This is a genomic window from Enterobacter cloacae complex sp. P27C, from assembly GCF_014895705.1.
Classification (GTDB): Bacteria; Pseudomonadota; Gammaproteobacteria; order Enterobacterales; family Enterobacteriaceae; genus Enterobacter; species Enterobacter bugandensis.
In genome coordinates this window covers 252,139-267,736 of the sequence record NZ_JADBQB010000003.1, presented here as the reverse complement: position 1 = coordinate 267,736, position 15,598 = coordinate 252,139, and the positions used below count along the sequence as shown (strand labels likewise).

19 protein-coding genes are annotated in these 15,598 nt (G+C 55.8%); 4 read left to right on the top strand and 15 right to left on the bottom strand.

Features of this window, described 5'->3' with window-relative positions:
* Position 1: 1 nt before the first annotated feature.
* From yfcD to yfcF, 3 genes are read right to left on the bottom strand one after another with little or no spacing between them, the layout of a single operon-like run.
* Positions 2-568, bottom strand: a complete 567-nt coding sequence (gene yfcD, locus IM291_RS07470) for an NUDIX hydrolase YfcD (RefSeq protein ID WP_006811396.1) — start codon at positions 566-568, stop codon at positions 2-4.
* A gap of 55 nt (positions 569-623) precedes the next feature.
* Positions 624-1,175, bottom strand: coding sequence for a phosphodiesterase (gene yfcE / locus IM291_RS07465; protein WP_028013947.1), 552 nt, complete (start codon positions 1,173-1,175; stop codon positions 624-626).
* A gap of 55 nt (positions 1,176-1,230) precedes the next feature.
* Positions 1,231-1,875: a glutathione transferase gene (yfcF, locus tag IM291_RS07460; RefSeq protein ID WP_047367994.1), complete on the bottom strand. Its 645-nt coding sequence runs from the start codon at positions 1,873-1,875 to the stop codon at positions 1,231-1,233.
* A gap of 140 nt (positions 1,876-2,015) precedes the next feature.
* On the opposite strand from yfcF, the gene yfcG reads away from it, so the two are divergent.
* The 4 genes from yfcG (at position 2,016) to IM291_RS07440 (ending at position 4,550) form a co-directional block, all read left to right on the top strand.
* Positions 2,016-2,645, top strand: a complete 630-nt coding sequence (gene yfcG / locus IM291_RS07455) for a GSH-dependent disulfide bond oxidoreductase (protein WP_192986476.1) — start codon at positions 2,016-2,018, stop codon at positions 2,643-2,645.
* 75 nt (positions 2,646-2,720) lie between these two features.
* Positions 2,721-3,089, top strand: a complete 369-nt coding sequence (folX, locus tag IM291_RS07450) for a dihydroneopterin triphosphate 2'-epimerase (RefSeq protein ID WP_028013950.1) — start codon at positions 2,721-2,723, stop codon at positions 3,087-3,089.
* Between the two features lie 13 nt (positions 3,090-3,102).
* A complete protein-coding gene (locus IM291_RS07445; protein ID WP_047367995.1) occupies positions 3,103-3,996 on the top strand; it encodes a TIGR01777 family oxidoreductase in 894 nt (297 codons plus the stop codon).
* Between the two features lie 44 nt (positions 3,997-4,040).
* The gene (locus IM291_RS07440) at positions 4,041-4,550 is read left to right on the top strand and encodes a GNAT family N-acetyltransferase (RefSeq protein WP_047367996.1); all 510 of its coding nucleotides are present in this window, start codon (positions 4,041-4,043) and stop codon (positions 4,548-4,550) included.
* A gap of 99 nt (positions 4,551-4,649) precedes the next feature.
* On the opposite strand, the gene hisP is transcribed toward IM291_RS07440, so the two are convergent.
* The 12 genes from hisP to IM291_RS07380 all read right to left on the bottom strand — a co-directional run bounded on the left by hisP (position 4,650) and on the right by IM291_RS07380 (position 15,590).
* A complete protein-coding gene (hisP, locus tag IM291_RS07435) occupies positions 4,650-5,423 on the bottom strand; it encodes a histidine ABC transporter ATP-binding protein HisP (protein ID WP_028016220.1) in 774 nt (257 codons plus the stop codon).
* 8 nt (positions 5,424-5,431) lie between these two features.
* Positions 5,432-6,148 (bottom strand): ABC transporter permease, encoded by a 717-nt coding sequence (locus IM291_RS07430; RefSeq protein ID WP_028013953.1) that lies wholly within the window; start codon positions 6,146-6,148, stop codon positions 5,432-5,434.
* Entirely contained in the window at positions 6,145-6,831 is a 687-nt protein-coding gene (locus IM291_RS07425) for a histidine ABC transporter permease HisQ (protein WP_028013954.1), read from the bottom strand. Before IM291_RS07425 ends, IM291_RS07430 begins: the two co-directional genes overlap by 4 nt.
* A gap of 87 nt (positions 6,832-6,918) precedes the next feature.
* Positions 6,919-7,701, bottom strand: a complete 783-nt coding sequence (hisJ, locus tag IM291_RS07420) for a histidine ABC transporter substrate-binding protein HisJ (protein WP_028013955.1) — start codon at positions 7,699-7,701, stop codon at positions 6,919-6,921.
* A gap of 213 nt (positions 7,702-7,914) precedes the next feature.
* Entirely contained in the window at positions 7,915-8,697 is a 783-nt protein-coding gene (argT, locus tag IM291_RS07415) for a lysine/arginine/ornithine ABC transporter substrate-binding protein ArgT (protein WP_028013956.1), read from the bottom strand.
* 290 nt (positions 8,698-8,987) lie between these two features.
* On the bottom strand, positions 8,988-9,557 hold the full coding sequence (locus tag IM291_RS07410; RefSeq protein ID WP_048958028.1) for a UbiX family flavin prenyltransferase: 570 nt from the start codon (positions 9,555-9,557) through the stop codon (positions 8,988-8,990).
* Positions 9,558-9,645: 88 nt separating this feature from the next.
* The gene (purF, locus tag IM291_RS07405; protein WP_014884664.1) at positions 9,646-11,163 is read right to left on the bottom strand and encodes an amidophosphoribosyltransferase; all 1,518 of its coding nucleotides are present in this window, start codon (positions 11,161-11,163) and stop codon (positions 9,646-9,648) included.
* 33 nt (positions 11,164-11,196) lie between these two features.
* Positions 11,197-11,685 carry a colicin V production protein gene (gene cvpA, locus IM291_RS07400; protein ID WP_000262116.1) on the bottom strand — a complete coding sequence of 163 codons (489 nt, stop codon included), beginning with the start codon at positions 11,683-11,685 and terminating at the stop codon, positions 11,197-11,199.
* 164 nt (positions 11,686-11,849) lie between these two features.
* Positions 11,850-12,542: a cell division protein DedD gene (gene dedD, locus IM291_RS07395; protein WP_045259684.1), complete on the bottom strand. Its 693-nt coding sequence runs from the start codon at positions 12,540-12,542 to the stop codon at positions 11,850-11,852.
* The gene (gene folC / locus IM291_RS07390) at positions 12,532-13,800 is read right to left on the bottom strand and encodes a bifunctional tetrahydrofolate synthase/dihydrofolate synthase (protein WP_192986474.1); all 1,269 of its coding nucleotides are present in this window, start codon (positions 13,798-13,800) and stop codon (positions 12,532-12,534) included. The genes dedD and folC overlap by 11 nt, the downstream gene beginning before the upstream one ends.
* Before the next feature lie 70 nt (positions 13,801-13,870).
* Positions 13,871-14,776: an acetyl-CoA carboxylase, carboxyltransferase subunit beta gene (gene accD / locus IM291_RS07385; RefSeq protein ID WP_047053266.1), complete on the bottom strand. Its 906-nt coding sequence runs from the start codon at positions 14,774-14,776 to the stop codon at positions 13,871-13,873.
* 154 nt (positions 14,777-14,930) lie between these two features.
* Entirely contained in the window at positions 14,931-15,590 is a 660-nt protein-coding gene (locus tag IM291_RS07380) for a DedA family protein (protein ID WP_008502599.1), read from the bottom strand.
* Positions 15,591-15,598: the final 8 nt, after the last annotated feature.

Sequence of the window (15,598 nt, the reverse complement as noted above, 5' to 3'; positions counted from 1 at the left end):
CTTACTCAGCCTCTTCCTCTTTTTCCGCTTTGTTTTCCGGCTTAGCGGATTCGTTTTTGGCGTTGCGGGTCATCCACAGCGCCAGCGCTTTTAACGAATCCGGCGTGAACTCGTCGCAGCGGGCGGTAATCTCTTCCGGCGTCATCCAGCAGACTTCGCTCACTTCCTCTTCCTGCAGGGCGAAAGGCCCATGGGAAACGCAGCTAAACAGTCCACCCCAGACGCGGCAATGTTCGTCTTCGAAATAGAACTGCCCGTGCTCGGCAAACGGCACCCCGGCGATACCTAACTCTTCTTCCGCTTCACGACGTGCGGAATCCAGCAGCACTTCATCGGCCTGCACGACGCCGCCTGCGGTGGCATCAAGCATGCCCGGAAGAAAATCTTTGGTGTCCGTGCGGCGCTGGACCAGAATCTTGCCCATGCCGTCATGCACAACGATGTACGTTGCACGGTGACGCAGGCGCTCTGCACGCATTTGTTCGCGGCTCGCCTGCGCGATCACTTCATTTTCTTCGCTGACAATGTCAACCCATTCAGTACTTGCCAAATGATTCTGCTCCACCATCGGGAAACCTTCTCGTCTAAGCGCTCTTTCGGCGCGTTTGCAGTTGTGGTGTAACTTACGGATTAATCGCTACCTGCGCAATAACTTGCTGATCATTAAGTGCGATAACGCTCAGGGTATTTCCATCCAGCAGGCCATAGCTCGCAGGATATCCGCCTTTCGGAATGCTGACCGACCCCGGGTTAAAATGGTAAATCTCACCGCGTTTTTCAGCCACCGGAATATGAGTATGGCCGTAAACCAGGACATCGCCAGCCGCGAGCGCCGGGAGATTATCCGGGCCGAAAAGGTGTCCGTGGGTCAGAAACAGGCGGCTGTTTTCCAGCAGAACCTGTTGCCATGGCGCGGTAAGGGGAAAATGCAGCAGCATCTGGTCGACTTCGCTGTCGCAATTACCGCGAACGGCGATAATGCGCGAGGCAAACGGGTTAAGCTTTTCCGCCACCTGCGCCGGGGCATAGCCTTCCGGCAGCGCATTACGCGGACCATGATTTAACACATCCCCCAGAATCACCAGCCATTGGGCCCCGCTTTGCGAAAACAGAGAAAGCACTCGCTCGGTCGCGGGCAGCGATCCATGGATATCTGACGCAAACATCAGTTTCATCCGTCACTCCCTGGTAAAAAAACTCCCCTTATCATACCTGAAGCGTCAGGGCTTATCAGCCCGCGCGCTTAGCGGAGAGTGCCACATAGCGCTGTACGGAGGCTCGCTGCCACTGGAACGCCGCATAGTCCACCAGCAGTTGAGGGACCTCATCGCCGTTGAGGATCAAACGGTTCAGCATCAGCGCCAGATCGGTATCGGCAATACACCATTCACCGAACAGGTTCGGGTTGCCGTGAGCGAGCAGCGAGGCTGCAGTTTCAATCAGCTTTTGCGCGCTGTCGACGCCTTCTGCGCTGAGCGCTGGCTTTTTCACACCGGCAAATACGACATCCGTGGAGCGCTCGACGCGAATCGGCACCAGGTCGCTACGCAGCCACGCCTGGATCTGCCGGGCGCGGGCGCGCTTTTGCAGATCGTGAGGATAGATGCGCTCCCATTCCGGCGGCGCAAAACGATCTTCCAGATATTCATCGATCGCCGAAGATTCGCTCAGTGCAAAACCATCCAGTTCCAGCACCGGCACGCGTCGCGTCAGGTCGTAACCCTGCCACTGGGGTTTGAGGTGTTCACCACCGTCGAGATCGACGGTCTTCAGCGTAAAAGAGAGCCCCTTTTCGGCCAGCGCGACGTAAACGCTCATAACATAGGGAGAAAAGAAATTTGCATCGGACCACAACGTAATTACGGGCTGGTTCATAACATCCTCATCGGCTGATCGGTTTTTACTCAAAATATAATCTCTTTGCTTCGCTGTCACTTGATGAAAACTCACGATTTACAACAAGCACCTATACTCATTTGTCATGGCACCACTATTCGCATGGACAGGAGTTGAGAATGATTGACCTTTATTACGCCCCTACCCCAAACGGCCATAAGATCACCCTCTTTCTCGAAGAAACCGAACTGGATTACAGAATCATCCGCGTGGATATCAGCAAAGGCGAACAGTTCAACCCTGTGTTTTTGGCTATCTCGCCCAACAATAAAATTCCGGCCATTATTGATAGCCAGCCAGCGGACGGAGGCAGGCCATTAAGCCTGTTTGAATCCGGTGAAATTTTGCTTTATCTGGCAGAGAAAACCGGCAAGCTGCTGAGCGGTGAACTGCGCGAGCGTCACCACACTCTGCAGTGGCTTTTCTGGCAGTCAAGCGGCTTTGGGCCGATGCTGGGGCAGAACCACCACTTCACCGCCTTCGCGCCGCAGACTATTCCTTACGCCATTGAGCGATATCAGGTTGAAACCCAGCGTCTTTACGGTGTTCTGAACCAGCGGCTGGAGAAAACGCCGTGGCTCGGGGGCGACCATTACAGCATTGCCGATATCGCCTGCTGGCCGTGGGTAAATACGCATGATAAACACCGGATTGACTTAGCGTCTTACCCGGCGGTGAACAACTGGTTTGAGCGTATCCGGACCCGCCCGGCCACCGAACGCGCAATGCAAAAAATCCAGCAGGTTTAATCACCTATGAGGCTGGGTGGCTGAGAGGCTCTCATGTATTATGGGCGGGAAATACTGACACGGAGAAGACCTGCAATGTCACAGCCAGACGCTATTATTCGTATAAAAAATTTACGCTTGCGCACGTTCATTGGTATCAAAGAGGAAGAGATTGCCAACCGTCAGGATATTGTCATTAATGTGGTGATTCACTACCCGGCAGACAAAGCGCGGGCCAGTGAAGACATCAATGACGCGCTGAACTATCGCACGATAACCAAAAACATCATCCAGTACGTGGAAAACAACCGCTTCTCGCTGCTGGAGAAATTAACTCAGGATGTGCTCGATATCGCACGCGATCATCACTGGGTCACTTATGCTGAAGTAGAGATCGATAAACTTCACGCCCTGCGCTATGCCGACTCCGTCTCCATGACGTTAAGCTGGCGACGCCAGGCGTAAACCTGGAGGTTGTATGAAGATTCTGCTGACCGGCGGTACAGGCCTGATTGGGCGCCATCTCATTGCGCGTTTGCAGGCGCTGCATCACGACATTACCGTAGTGACCCGCAGCCCGGAGAAAGCGCGCCAGGTGCTGGGCGCGGGAGTCGATATCTGGAAAGGGCTGGCCGATCGGCAGAATCTGGACGGCTTCGACGCCGTCATCAACCTTGCGGGCGAACCCATCGCCGATAAGCGCTGGACCGAAGAGCAGAAACAGCGGTTGTGCAGCAGCCGCTGGAACATCACCGAGAAGCTGGTTGAGCTGATTCGCAACAGCCAGACCCCGCCGTCGGTGCTGATTTCAGGCTCTGCGACGGGCTATTACGGCGATCTCGGCGAAGTGGTGGTGACCGAGGAAGAGCCGCCCCACAACGAGTTCACCCATAAACTCTGCGCCCAGTGGGAGCGCATCGCCTGCGCGGCGCAAAGCGATAATACCCGCGTCTGCCTGCTGCGTACCGGCGTGGTGCTTGCGCCGAAAGGCGGCATTCTGGGTAAAATGCTTCCGCCCTTCAGGCTGGGGCTCGGCGGGCCGATCGGCAACGGGCGACAGTACCTGGCCTGGATCCATATCGATGATATGGTGAACGGCATTATCTGGCTGCTGGATAACGATCTGCGCGGGCCGTTTAACATGGTTGCGCCGTATCCGGTGCGAAATGAACAGTTTGCCCACGCGCTGGGCCATGCCCTGCATCGCCCGGCGATATTACGCGTGCCTGCGACGGCGATTCGCTTGTTGATGGGCGAAGCGTCTGTTCTGGTACTGGGCGGTCAGCGCGCGCTGCCAAAACGGCTGGAGGCGGCCGGGTTTGCGTTTCGCTGGTATGACTTAGAAGAGGCACTGGGGGATGTGGTACGCTGAATATGTTACAGTGATATGCCATGTTCCGATGAAATGGCGTAACAATGGCAACCATCACCACTCCCCGGCTTCATCTCACCCCTTTCGAACCCTCTGACTGGGCGTTCTTCCGCTCGCTGCGCGAAAACCGCGACATTATGCGCTATATGGCCGCGATTGCGCCTGAGAAAGAGACCCGACGCGTGTTTGCCGCACGCCTGATGGCGGAGCATGTCTTCGTGATCCGCTTTCTGAATGAAGATACGCCACTCGGCGATATCGGCCTGCAAATCAGCCCTGAGAATCGTGAAGAGGCGGACATCGGCTACACGGTTGTGCCTGCCGCGCAGGGAAAAGGCATCGCCAGCGAGGCGCTGCGCGCGGTATGTGACTACGCGTTTAACCAGACCGGCGTGAAGGCGATTAACGCGTACGTACTGGCGGACAACGGCGGGTCTGTGCGGGTGCTTGAGAAAGCCGGGTTTGTGCGCACGCAGGTGCTTGAAAAGGCGTATGAGATTGACGGCGTGCGGTATGACGACTGGGTGTATCGCCTGGAGTGTGGTGCGGCCTGAATGCCGGGCGGCACTGCGTTTGCCCGGCCTGGGGTTTTGTAGGCCCGGTAAGCGAAGCGTCACCGGGCGATTGGGCTGCACTGCGGGCTGATGCCCTCTTTATTTCAGAGATCCTTTAAGGAACTGCTGCAAACGCGGGCTCTGCGGGTTTGCCAGCACCTCGTCCGGGTGCCCCTGCTCTTCAATTTTCCCCTGATGCAGGAAAATCACGTGGTTCGAGACGTTACGGGCGAAGCCCATCTCGTGCGTCACCACCACCATCGTTTTGCCCTCTTCGGCCAGCTTCTGCATGATGCGCAGCACTTCGCCTACGAGTTCCGGGTCCAGCGCGGAGGTCGGTTCGTCGAACAGCAGCACTTCCGGCTCCATCGCCAGCGCGCGGGCGATGGAGACACGCTGCTGCTGGCCGCCGGAGAGGTGTACCGGATACTTCATCTGCTGGCGCTCATCGATCCCCACTTTCGCCAGGTATTTCACCGCGCGTTCCCGGGCTTCCTGCTTGCTTAGGCCGAGCACCTGAACCGGCGCTTCCATCACGTTCTCCAGCACCGTCATGTGGCTCCAGAGGTTGAAATGCTGGAACACCATCGTCAGGCGCGTACGCAGCAGGCGCAGCTGATTCTTATCCGCCACCTTCAGCTGGCCGTCTTTGTCACGCACCAGGTTGATGTTCTGCCCGCTCACCACAATCGAGCCTTCGCTCGGCTTTTCGAGGAAGTTAATGCAGCGCAGGAAGGTACTTTTACCCGAGCCGGATGAACCGATGATACTGATTACGTCGCCTGCGTTAGCCTGCAGCGACACCCCTTTCAGCACTTCATGTTCGCCGTAGCGTTTGTGCAAATCAATAACGTTTAATTTGTTCTCAGCCATCATCTTTCTCAGTGCGTCGAAGAAGGTTTTATATGCTGCAACCAGCGTTTTTCAGCCTTACGGAACAGGCTAATCAGAACATAAGAGATAATTAAATAGAGCACCGCCGCAATGCCAAACGCGGTAAACGGCTGATAGGTGGCGGAGTTGATATCGCGCGCGATTTTGAGCAGGTCCGGCACCGTGGCGGTAAAGGCGAGCGCGGTGGAGTGCAGCATCAAAATCACTTCGTTGCTGTAGGCCGGTAGCGCAATGCGCAGCGCCGACGGCAGAATAATGCAGCGGTAAAGCTTCACCGAGGAGAAGCCGTACGCGCGCGCGGCCTCGATCTCACCGTGCGGCACGGAACGAATGGCCCCGGCGAAAATCTCGGTGGTATAGGCGCAGGTATTGAGCGTTAGCGCCAGCACCGTACAGTTCAGGCCACTGCGGAAGAACGCATTCAGCATTTCCGTGCCTTTTACGATCTCCAGCGTATACATCCCCGAATAGAACACCAGCAGCTGCACGTACAGCGGCGTGCCGCGAAACACATAGGTAAACAGCCAAATCGGGAACTGAATAAATTTATTGTTCGACACGCGACCGATGGCGAGAAACACCGCCAGAATGCCGCCCATCACCACGGAAGAAATCAGCAGCCAGAGCGTGATCGCCACGCCGGTAAAGCGGTAGCCATCCGTCCACAGCAGGGATTTCCAGTATTCCTGAATAATCTCAATCACAGGTCAGCCCTCTTCACACCCACGGAGTAGCGACGCTCGAGCAGAAGCAGCACACCATTGGAGACGGTCGTAAAGACCAGATAGATCGCGCCGCAGACCACCGCAAAGTAGAACGGCTCCCAGGTGCTCTTGCCCGCCAGCTGAGTCGCTTTCACGACGTCTTCCAGACCGAGCAGCGAGACCAGCGCCGTCGCTTTGAGGATAACCTGCCAGTTGTTACCGATGCCCGGCAGCGCATAGCGCATCATGGCCGGGAACATAATCCGGCGAAACGTTTGTGAAGAGGTAAAACCAAATGCGGTTGCCGCTTCAATGTGTCCTCTGGGAACCGCCATATAAGCGCCACGGAAGGTTTCCGTGAAGTAGGCACCGTAGATAAAACCGAGGGTGATAATACCGGCCACCATCGGGTCGATATCAATTTGTCCCATGCCCATCGCATCCGTCACGCTGTTCAGGGCAATCTGCAGGCCGTAAAAAATAAGCAGCATCAGCACCAGATCGGGTACGCCGCGAATGAGCGTGGTATAGCCTTCGAAAATGAGCGCCAGCGGTTTGTTAGCCGAAAGCTTCGCCCCTGCGCCCGCCAGACCTATCAGCACCGCCAGCACCACGGAGCTGATAGCCAGCTCAAGGGTGACAAGCGCGCCCTGTAAAATAACGCCAGAAAATCCGTACAGCATACCGCGAGCCCTGTCGTATCGTGAGTGGTAAACCGTGTCTTATCCCCTCCCCCAGCGGGAGGGGCCGCACGTTATTTGACGGAGCGATTAGCCGCCGTACACATTGAAATCGAAGTACTTTTTCGCCAGCTTGTCGTAGGTGCCGTCAGCGCGCATTTCAGCAAACGCTTTGTTCAGCGCCTCACGCAGTTCGTTGTCTTCCTTACGCAGGCCCATACCGGTACCCACGCCAAAGAGCTTCTCGTCCTTAATGGACGGACCGCCGAACTTATAATCTTTACCCACCGGCGTTTTCAGGAAACCTTCGCTTGCCGCGACTTCATCCTGGAATGCCGCATCAATACGGCCTGCCGTCAGGTCTGCGTAAATATTTTCCTGGCCCTGATAGGAGACGATTTCGATCCCCTTCGGCGCCCAGTGTTCGTTACCGTAGGTTTCCTGCGTGGTGCCCTGCAGCACGCCCACGCGTTTGCCCTTCAGCGACTCGAGGGTCGGTTGAATGTCAGAAGACTTAGCCACCACCAGACGTGAATCGGCCGCATAGAGCTTGTCGGTGAAGGCAATCTCCTGCTGACGTTTCTCGGTGATGGAAAGCGAGGACATAATCACGTCTATTTTTTTTGCTTTCAGTGAAGGGATCAGCGCATCCAGCGGGTTCTCTACATAAGTACACTGTGCTTTGATGCGTTTGCACAGCTCATTGGCCAGATCGATGTCAAAACCCACCAGTTCACCCTTTGAATTCTTCGATTCAAACGGCGCGTAGGTTGGATCGGTGCCAATACGAATTTTCTGCGGAATGGCTGCGAAGGCCGCGGTGGCGCTGGAAAAGGCCAGTACCAGAGATAATGACAACACGAGTTTTTTCATATTTGTCCTCAACAAACTGTCTTCATACGGTTTTTTTACGACGACGGGGTGGGGTTAATGTGCCATTAATCCACGCTGTCAGGCAAAGAATAATGCCTTTCAGACGGGAATTTTTGCATTATAAATGCTTAAGTATGCACGTAGCGACCCAATATGGTGCACAAATTGCACCATATTGAATCATCCACACCCGCTACGCACCACGCTGGTGCGTTAGTCACCGTAGACGTTGAAGTCGAAGTATTTCTTCGCCAGTTTGTCGTAGGTACCGTCTTTGCGCAGCTCCGTGAATGCTTTGTCAAAGGCGGCTTTCAGCTCTTTATCGTCCTTACGCAGGCCGATGCCGGTGCCGTCACCAAAGTATTTTTTGTCTTTCACGGACGGGCCCGCAAAGGCGTAATCTTTACCGGCCGGCTGCTTCAGGAAGCCTTCGCTCGCCGCGACTTCATCCTGGAACGCGGCATCCAGACGGCCTGCCGCCAGGTCAGAGTAGATCAGATCCTGGTTCTGGTAAGCCACCACGTCGACGCCCTTCTCGCGCCAGTTGGCATTCGCGTATCCTTCCTGGGTCGAGCCCTGGAGCACACCCACATGCTTGCCTTTCAGCGAGTCGATGGTCGGCTGGATCGGGGAACCTTTCGCGGCAATCAGACGCGAATCCGCAGCGTAGAGCTTGTCAGAGAAGGCAATCTCCTGCTGGCGTTTTTCGGTGATGGAGAGAGAAGAGATAATGGCGTCGATTTTCTTTGCCTTCAGCGACGGGATTAACGCGTCGAAGTCGCTGCCCACCCATGTGCATTTCACTTCCATACGTTTGCACATTTCATTTCCCAGATCGATATCAAACCCCACGAAATCGCCTTTCGCATCCTTGGAAGAGAATGGCGCGTAGGTTGCGTCTGTACCGATACGAACCGTCTGTGGAAGCGCTGCGTAGCTACCTGCCGCCGCACTTAACCCCACCAGCAAAGACAGAGCCAGAACCGTCTTCTTCATACATTTACCCTCAAGTACCGTGATTTTATTATGTATTGTGTTGTGTGTTGTGTTGCAGGCTTCTCTTGCAGGTCTTATGCCACATTGCCGTCTGGTCAAAAGTTCGACGTTAAATATGTTAATAAAACGTTGCGATATTGCCTTAATGGTGAAAGATAGCAGGTCTGCCGAACGAACCGGAAAGAGAAAAAGGGAAAAAGCGAATTAAATGTCGAGGATATGATCGCCGTTGCATAATTGCCCTGAAACAGGGCAACGTCTCTTTTCATGCACAGCATTTGTGCACAGAATCAGGCTCCCTGCCAGCGGGTGAAGAGGTCTTCGGGCAGGTCGATGTCAAACTGATCCAGCACGCGATTGACGGTCTGATTAATCACATCGTCCAGCGACTGCGGTCGGTGATAGAACGCCGGCACCGGCGGCATGATCACTGCGCCCAGTTCGGCGGCCTGGGTCATGAGGCGCAGATGGCCCAGGTGCAGCGGCGTTTCCCGCACGCAGAGCACCAGCGGGCGGCGCTCCTTCAGCACCACGTCCGCCGCGCGCGTTACCAGCGTGTCGGTATAGCTGTTCACAATCCCGGAGAGCGTTTTGATTGAACAGGGCAGGATCACCATACCGGCGGTTTTAAACGAGCCTGAGGAGATGCTGGCGGCGATATCGCGGGCATCGTGAACCACGTCCGCCAGCGCCTGGACATCGCGCAGGGAGAGATCCGTTTCAAGGGAAAGGGTTTGCCGCGCCGCCTGGCTCATCACCAGATGCGTTTCCACTTCTGCCACGTTACGCAAAACCTGTAGCAGGCGTACGCCGTAAATCGCGCCGCTGGCACCGCTGATGCCTATTATGAGTCGTTTCATGATTTCGCCCTTGCTGAATTCTGGGCTGACTGTGCAGGATTTTGCGGGGAGTTGCAAGTGAGGGCGAGCGCCCTCACCTGCTGAGAGATTAACCTTCGTTGTGCATCTCTAAGCTTTCGAGATCGTTTTGCAGCTGAACGGCTTTCGCATCGTCGTTGCGCAGCGAATCAAGGTAGTCGAGGTACTGCTGGTCAACGTCTTTCGTCACGTAGACGCCATTGAACACGGAGCATTCGAACTGCTGAATCTCCGGGTTCTCGGCGCGCACCGCGTCGATGAGATCGTTCAGATCCTGGAAAATCAGGCCGTCGGCCCCGATGATCTGGCGAATCTCATCCACTTCACGGCCGTGAGCAATCAGCTCGTTGGCGGTTGGCATATCAATGCCGTACACGTTCGGGAAGCGAATCTCCGGCGCGGCAGACGCCAGGTAGACTTTCTTCGCACCCGCTTCGCGCGCCATCTCGATAATCTGCTCAGAGGTGGTGCCGCGAACGATGGAGTCATCCACCAGCAGAACGTTCTTGTCGCGGAATTCCGCGCGGTTGGCGTTCAGCTTGCGGCGCACGGACTTACGGCGCAGGTGCTGGCCCGGCATGATAAACGTGCGGCCAACGTAGCGGTTCTTCACGAAGCCCTGACGGTACGGCTTGTCCAGAATGCGGGCGATCTCCAGGGCGATATCGCAGGAGGTTTCCGGGATAGGAATAACTACGTCAATGTCGAGATCGTCCCACTCGCGGGCAATCTTCTCGCCGAGCTTCGTGCCCATATTGACGCGCGCGCTGTAGACGGAAATCTTGTCGATGAACGAATCCGGACGGGCAAAATAGACGTATTCAAACAGGCACGGGTTGCTGACCGGGTTGTCGGCACACTGACGGGTGAACAACTGGCCCTTCTCGGTGATATACACCGCTTCGCCCGGCGCAACGTCGCGCAGGAATTCGAAGCCCAGGGTATCCAGCGCCACGCTCTCAGAGGCAACCATATATTCGGTACGGCCATCGCCGAGGTCGCGCTTGCCCAGCACCAGCGGACGAATGCCGTTTGGATCGCGGAAGGCGACCATGCCGTGACCGATGATCATCGCCACGCAGGCGTACGCACCGCGGATCTGGCGGTTGGTCGCGGCAATGGCAGCGAAGATATTGTCTGCTTCCAGCGGGTAGTGACGGAAGTTATCCAGCTCGCTGGCGAACACATTGAGCAGGATTTCTGAATCAGAGGTGGTGTTAATGTGGCGACGTTTCTCTTCGAACAGCTTCTTACGCAGCTCATGAGCGTTGGTCAGGTTGCCGTTATGGGCAAGCGTGATGCCATACGGTGAGTTGACGTAGAAAGGCTGTGCCTCAGAGGCGCTGGAACTGCCAGCAGTAGGATAACGAACGTGACCGATCCCCATATTACCTTGCAGACGCTGCATATGGCGGGCTTCAAATACATCGTTTACCAGGCCATTGGCCTTACGTAAACGGAAGCAGTTGTTTGCATCAATGGTGATGATACCCGCAGCATCCTGCCCACGGTGCTGAAGCACCGTTAACGCGTCATAAATCGACTGGTTTACCGGCATGAAACCGGCGATACCGACAATACCGCACATTCGTCTTTTCCTCGTTAAGCCACATCTCAGGGTTTATGCCCTGGGCAAAAAACTCGACGAGCTTTGCAGATAGTCAAAGAACCATCTGATGATGAAGCTGAACTCTGGAATGAGCTGCGATTTTTGCCAGTCTTCGCTTTTGGAGAACCCGGTGAAGGTATCCAGGAAGAACAGGATCGCGGCCACAATCAGCACGCCTCGTAATGCCCCGAAACAGATCCCGAGTACCCTGTCCGTTCCTGACAGACCGGTTTTCTCGACCAGCTGACCTATCACGTAATTCACGATAGCGCCGACAATCAGCGTCGCGATAAACAGCACCGCGATGGCGATTCCATTTCGGACCAGTTCATCTTCAAAGCCCGTGAACCAGACAGACAGGTAAGTGTAGTAATGACTGGCAACAAAGAAAGCACAACCCCAGGTTACCAGCGATAACGCTTCACGAACAAAGCCACGGATCAGGCTAACCAGACAGGAAAAACCAATCACCGCAATGATGGCGTAATCAATCCAGACCATATGTGTCCCACGATTAAACGCCCTGTCATCCAGTTCGGGGCGAATTCTAACAGAAAAAGAAAACGTTTGCGTAGGGATTTCCTTCCCGCGCGTAAATAAAAAAGGCGCTGAAAAAATGTTCAACGCCGTGGCTTATCGCCTCTCTCTAAAGGAGCAGGTCGTACTTAGTTCGCGCTGTAGCTCATCACCACACCACTCAGCCCGGAGATCTGCTTCAGCTCGCCCAGCGACCCTTTCAGCTTGTCTTTCGACGCCTCCGGCCCCACGAGGATACGGGTGATTTTACCCTGCACCGGCGTGGAAGGTGAAGTGTAAACGCGATAGCCCGCGCTGCGCAGTTTACCCACAACCTCGTTGACTTTATCGGCGTTTTTCAGCGCCCCCAGCTGCACAACGTAGGCTTTGCCGGTCGGCGCTGCGTCTTGCTTCGCCGGTGGTGGGGTTTCAGACGCTGCAGCCAGCTGCTCTGCTGCTTTATCTCGCTGTTGCTGAGGCTTCGGCTGCGGTTTCTCTACCGGCTTCGGTTTTTCAACAGGCTTAGGCTTCTCTACCGGTACCGGATCGATCTCGATGTTGTTATTCGCCGCCAGACGCGACGGGTCGAGTGACGGTGCAGCGGCATCGCCCGCGCGAACTTCTTCCGCCGCCCCTTCAGGCGGCTGAGCAGGCAGCGCCTGAGTCGCCGCAGGCAGCATATCCGGCTCATCGCGGTCGCCCGGCTTCGGCACCAGCGGAATGGCTGCAAACTCGTCCTGATAATGTTTTTTCTGCCCGTCGAGCAGCCCGGGAAGAATAATCACCCCGAGCGCGACCAGCACAATGGTTCCTGTTAAACGGTTCTGAAACTTACTCGCCACCGGTTCTCCCCGCGTCCATCACTTCCATGACATGTGCTACCGTGTGGAAAGAGCCACACACCAGCACGGTATCTTCTGGTTTAGCATCCGCCATCGCGGCATGCCAGGCCTGCGCCACGCTACTGTAGATTGCACCTTTGCCGAGATGTTCCATCAACTGCTCAGCAGTCGCACCGCGCGGCCCCTCCAGAGGAGCACAATACCAGCTATCGACCACACTCTCCATGCAGGCCAGCGTGCCGCCGATATCTTTATCATGAAGCATACCGATAACCGCCAGCACGCGCCCGGTTTTTGGTAACGATTTGAGACGTCCTGCGAGATACGCCGCCGCATGTGGGTTGTGCGCCACGTCCAGAATCAGACGCGGTGACTCGCTGACTATCTGGAAACGCCCCGGCAGCAGCGCATTCTGAATGCCGTCACGGATCGCCTGCTCACTTACAGCTAATCCGCTGGCGCGCAGTGCCGCCAGCGCGGTTGCCGCGTTAGGCTGTGGCACCTGCGGCAGCGGCAGATTCTCCAGCACGCCCTGCGCATCGCTGAAGCGCCAGCCGTTGCCCTGCACCTCATACTGCCAGTCAACGCCTCGGCGCAACAGATGTGCGCCCTTCTCTTTCGCCACGTCGGCAATGGTATGCGGCATGTCCGGCTCGCCCACCACGGCAGGCTTATTCGCCCGGAAAATACCGGCCTTTTCGCGGCCAATGCTTTCACGGTCCGGGCCCAGCCAGTCGGTATGATCCAGCGCGATGCTGGTGACCACCGCCACGTCCGCATCCACCATATTGGTGGCATCCAGACGTCCGCCCAGCCCCACTTCCAGGATCACCACGTCCAACTGCGCCTGTTTGAACAGCCACAGCGCCGACAGGGTGCCGTATTCAAAATAGGTTAATGAGGTTTCCCCGCGCGCCGCTTCGATAGCCGCGAACGACGCCGTATGGGCAGATTCCGCCAGCTCGGTGTTCTGCACCCGCACGCGCTCGGTATAGCGCACCAGATGCGGTGAGCTGTAAACGCCAACCTTGTACCCCGCCGCCATCAGGACTGACTCCAGCGTGCGGCAGGTCGTCCCTTTACCGTTAGTACCTGCAACGGTGAACACGAACGGAGCCGGTTTCAGCACGTCGAGACGCGCGGCAACCTGGCTTACGCGCTCAAGGCCCATATCGATGGTTTTACTGTGCAGGTTTTCCAGATAAGAAAGCCACGTGGCCAGGGGCGACGTGGCTTGGGGAATGCTTTTATTTTCCATAATGCCCGGTTGTCATTAACAGGTTATAAAGCAAAAGGGCAGCGCCATCTGGCCCTGCCCTTTTCAGTTATCAGGCCTCGGGTTCCTGATCCGGTACCACCACGCCTTCGCGCGGCTCATCCGGGTTAGGCGTTGGCAGATTCATCAGCTTCGCCAGAATGCTGGCCAGTTTCAGGCGCATTTCCGGACGGCGGACGATCATATCGATAGCGCCTTTCTCAATGAGGAACTCACTGCGCTGGAAGCCCGGCGGCAGTTTTTCACGAACGGTCTGCTCGATGACGCGAGGACCGGCAAAGCCGATCAGCGCTTTTGGCTCAGCGATGTTCAGGTCACCCAGCATCGCGAAGCTTGCGGAGACGCCACCCATGGTTGGGTCGGTCAGCACCGAGATGTACGGCAGACCGCGCTCCTGCATTTTCGCCAGCGCCGCAGAGGTTTTCGCCATCTGCATCAGGGACATCAGCGCTTCCTGCATACGTGCACCACCGGAGGCGGAGAAGCAGATCAGCGGACAGTTGTCTTCCAGCGCCTGCTCAACGGCACGCACGAAACGCGCGCCGACCACGGAGCCCATTGAGCCGCCCATAAAGGAGAACTCAAACGCAGCGGCAACCACCGGCATCTCGTGCAGGGTGCCTTTCATGACGATCAGCGCGTCTTTCTCGCCGGTCTCTTTCTGTGCAGAGGCCAGACGATCTTTGTATTTTTTGGAGTCGCGGAACTTGAGCACATCTTTTGGCTCCAGTTCGCTGCCCAGTTCTACCAGAGAACCTTCGTCCAGCAGGCTATGCAGGCGGTTGCGCGCCGACATACGCATGTGGTGGTCACACTTCGGACACACCTCGAGATTGCGTTCCAGCTCTGCGCGATACAGAACCTGGCCGCAGCTATCACACTTCGTCCATACCCCTTCAGGAATGCTCGCTTTGCGCGTCGGGGTAATGTTGCTTTTAATTCGTTCAATCCAGCTCATTGATAACCTTTCTGCCTGAACCTGGTCGTATGCCAGTTTTGCTATAAGAGGCGAATAATGCCATTTTTGCCTCCAACAGACCATGAATGTTGCACATTAAAACATAACAGCCCGAAACTTTGGATAAAAAAGTGGTCGAACCGCCAGCGTGCATTTACTTCGCTTGCTTTGCTGCCGCGCGTTTGTGACGAATGATTTCGATAACACCCGGCAGAACGGAAAGCACAATAATCGCTACAATCAGTAACTTAAGGTTTTCCTGAACCACTGGCAAGTCGCCAAACAGGTAGCCAGCATAGGTAAAGAGCAACACCCAAAGCAGTGCGCCCACCACGTTATACATTGCAAAATGACGATAGGACATATGGCCCATTCCCGCCACAAAAGGCGCAAATGTGCGCACAATAGGCACAAAACGCGCAAGGATAATGGTTTTTCCACCATGACGTTCATAGAAGGCATGGGTCTTGTCTAAATAGCTGCGGCGGAAAATTTTCGAGTCCGGATTACTGAACAACCGCTCACCGAACACCCGGCCAATCGTATAGTTGACCGCATCCCCGACAATCGCGGCAATCACCATCAACACGACCATCAGATGCACGTTCAAATCATTGGTGGGCAGCGCCGACAACGCACCGGCCACAAACAGCAGCGAGTCTCCCGGCAGGAACGGGGTAACGACCAGACCGGTTTCACAGAACAGAATCAGGAACAGAATGGCGTAAACCCAGACGCCGTACTGCGCGACCAGCTCCGCCAGGTGAACATCAATATGCAGAATGAAATCAATCAGAAAACGTATTACGTCCATATTGTCTA

What these genes read in the sequence shown, in the direction of transcription:
- yfcD (WP_006811396.1), bottom strand. Translation starts at nt 568, where the DNA reads ATGGTGGAGCAGAATCATTTGGCAAGTACTGAATGGGTTGACATTGTC.
- yfcE (WP_028013947.1), bottom strand. Translation starts at nt 1,175, where the DNA reads ATGAAACTGATGTTTGCGTCAGATATCCATGGATCGCTGCCCGCGACC.
- yfcF (WP_047367994.1), bottom strand. Translation starts at nt 1,875, where the DNA reads ATGAACCAGCCCGTAATTACGTTGTGGTCCGATGCAAATTTCTTTTCT.
- yfcG (WP_192986476.1), top strand. Translation starts at nt 2,016, where the DNA reads ATGATTGACCTTTATTACGCCCCTACCCCAAACGGCCATAAGATCACC.
- folX (WP_028013950.1), top strand. Translation starts at nt 2,721, where the DNA reads ATGTCACAGCCAGACGCTATTATTCGTATAAAAAATTTACGCTTGCGC.
- IM291_RS07445 (WP_047367995.1), top strand. Translation starts at nt 3,103, where the DNA reads ATGAAGATTCTGCTGACCGGCGGTACAGGCCTGATTGGGCGCCATCTC.
- IM291_RS07440 (WP_047367996.1), top strand. Translation starts at nt 4,041, where the DNA reads ATGGCAACCATCACCACTCCCCGGCTTCATCTCACCCCTTTCGAACCC.
- hisP (WP_028016220.1), bottom strand. Translation starts at nt 5,423, where the DNA reads ATGGCTGAGAACAAATTAAACGTTATTGATTTGCACAAACGCTACGGC.
- IM291_RS07425 (WP_028013954.1), bottom strand. Translation starts at nt 6,831, where the DNA reads ATGCTGTACGGATTTTCTGGCGTTATTTTACAGGGCGCGCTTGTCACC.
- hisJ (WP_028013955.1), bottom strand. Translation starts at nt 7,701, where the DNA reads ATGAAAAAACTCGTGTTGTCATTATCTCTGGTACTGGCCTTTTCCAGC.
- argT (WP_028013956.1), bottom strand. Translation starts at nt 8,697, where the DNA reads ATGAAGAAGACGGTTCTGGCTCTGTCTTTGCTGGTGGGGTTAAGTGCG.
- IM291_RS07410 (WP_048958028.1), bottom strand. Translation starts at nt 9,557, where the DNA reads ATGAAACGACTCATAATAGGCATCAGCGGTGCCAGCGGCGCGATTTAC.
- purF (WP_014884664.1), bottom strand. Translation starts at nt 11,163, where the DNA reads ATGTGCGGTATTGTCGGTATCGCCGGTTTCATGCCGGTAAACCAGTCG.
- cvpA (WP_000262116.1), bottom strand. Translation starts at nt 11,685, where the DNA reads ATGGTCTGGATTGATTACGCCATCATTGCGGTGATTGGTTTTTCCTGT.
- folC (WP_192986474.1), bottom strand. Translation starts at nt 13,800, where the DNA reads ATGGAAAATAAAAGCATTCCCCAAGCCACGTCGCCCCTGGCCACGTGG.
- accD (WP_047053266.1), bottom strand. Translation starts at nt 14,776, where the DNA reads ATGAGCTGGATTGAACGAATTAAAAGCAACATTACCCCGACGCGCAAA.
- IM291_RS07380 (WP_008502599.1), bottom strand. Translation starts at nt 15,590, where the DNA reads ATGGACGTAATACGTTTTCTGATTGATTTCATTCTGCATATTGATGTT.